The following is a 1,927-nucleotide window of genomic DNA, read 5'->3' on the forward strand; positions in this document are numbered from 1 at the left end:
GAGCAAGCCCTCGACGACGCCGAACCAGTAGGTCACCGGCTTGCCGACACGGCACACGTAGTCGCCGATGTTGGCGTCGCCGACGCGCACGCTCGCCACGGCGCGCTCGCGCTCGGCCGGCAACAGCTCATTCAGCCAATGGATGCCGGCGAGCTCCTGCGCGTCGGGCATGCGGGCACGGATCTGCATCGATTGGCCTGTCATCGTCACCATGCGCGCTGTCCTAAGGGAAAGTCCGGGGGAGTAATCACCCTTGAATTGTCGTCCGAACGACAACCTAACGTCAAACGCATGCCTACGATGCATTCACAAGACAACTTTCGGGCTAGCCGGCAAGCGAGCGACTCCCCGAAGGCATAACGACCGCGAGACAAGGACCATGCAGACCACTTTTCCGAGACTGTTGCTCAAACATGCGGCTGAGCGCCCCGGCGCTCCGGCCATGCGCGAAAAAGAGTACGGCATCTGGCAGGCGCACAGCTGGGCCGGCATGGCGCAGCTGGTGGAGCGCATCGCCTGCGGCCTGCATGAAGCCGGGCTGCAGCGTGGCGAGCACATGGTCATCATCGGCGCCAACCGGCCGCGCCTCTATGCCACCATGCTGGCCGCGCAGTCGCTGGGCGCCATACCCATTCCGCTTTACCAGGACGCCGTGGGCGCCGAGTGTGTCTTTCCCATCAACAATGCCGACGTACGTTTTGCGCTGGTGGAAGACCAGGAGCAGGTCGACAAGCTGCTGGAGATACGCAGCCAGTGCCCGCAACTGGACCAGATCATTTATGACGACCCGCGCGGCCTGCGCAACTATGCCGAGGCCGGACTGCAATCGCTGGACGCCTTGCTGGAAAAGGGCGAAGCCTTTGCCGCAAAGCAACCCGGCTTCTTCAAGAGCGAAGTCGAAAAATCCCGGCCGGATGATGTGGCCGCGATGTTTTTCACCTCGGGCACCACGGGCAACCCCAAGGGCGTGGTCCACACCCACAACACCCTGCTGGACCGCGCCAGGGCCGGCGCCGACTTCGACAAACTCACCTCCGGCGAGGAAGTGCTGGCCTACTTGCCACCCGCGTGGGTCGGTCAGAACATCTTCAGCTATGCGCAATGGCTGGCCTGCGGCTATGTGGTGAATTGCCCCGAAAGCGCGAGCACCGTGATGATCGACCTGAAAGAAGTCGGCCCGACCTATTACTTTGCGCCACCGCGGATTTTCGAAAGCCTGCTGACGACCGTGATGATCCGCATGGAAGACGCGGGCCGCATCAAGCGCGGCATGTTCAACTATTTCATGGGCGTGGCCAAACGCGCCGGCCCAGCCCTGATGGACGGCAAACCCGTCGGTGGCATGGACAGACTGCTGTATGCGCTGGGCAGCGTAATGGTCTATGGCCCGCTGCGCAACACGCTGGGTTTTTCGCGCGTTCGCGTGGCCTACACCGCGGGTGAAGCGATTGGGCCGGACCTCTTTACCTTCTATCGTTCCATCGGCATCAACCTCAAGCAGCTCTATGGCTCGACAGAGACCGCCGTGTTTGTGTGCCTGCAGCCGGACAACGAGGCGCGTGCCGATACGGTAGGGGTGCCGATCAGCGGCGTGCAAATCAAGGTGGCCGACAACGGGGAAATCCTGGTCAAGTCCGCCGGCCTGCTCAAGGAATATTACAAAAACCCCACGGCGACGGCCGAGGTGCTGAGCGCCGACGGCTGGTATCACACCAGCGACGCGGGCTTTATCGATGCCRGCGGCCACCTCAAGATCATCGACCGCGTGAAAGACGTGGGCCGCATCAAGGGCGGTGCCAACGACGGCGCCATGTTCGCGCCCAAGTATGTGGAGAACAAGCTCAAGTTCTTCCCGCATATCAAGGAAGTCGTGGCCTACGGTGATGGCCGCGAAAAAGTCTGCGTGATGATCAACATCGACTTCGAC

The 1,927-nt window shown here is 62.0% G+C and carries 1 protein-coding gene and 1 pseudogene; one reads left to right on the top strand and one right to left on the bottom strand.

What is annotated here, in order from left to right:
* Positions 1 to 213: pseudogene (locus tag AC1D1X_RS21925) on the bottom strand (Crp/Fnr family transcriptional regulator); the annotation flags it as partial.
* Positions 214 to 379: 166 nt separating this feature from the next.
* On the opposite strand from AC1D1X_RS21925, the gene AC1D1X_RS21930 reads away from it, so the two are divergent.
* On the top strand, positions 380 to 1,927 hold a 1,548-nt coding region (locus AC1D1X_RS21930; RefSeq protein WP_477699179.1), incomplete at its 3' end, for an AMP-dependent synthetase/ligase.

The organism is Polaromonas sp. P1_G4 (assembly GCF_056405475.1).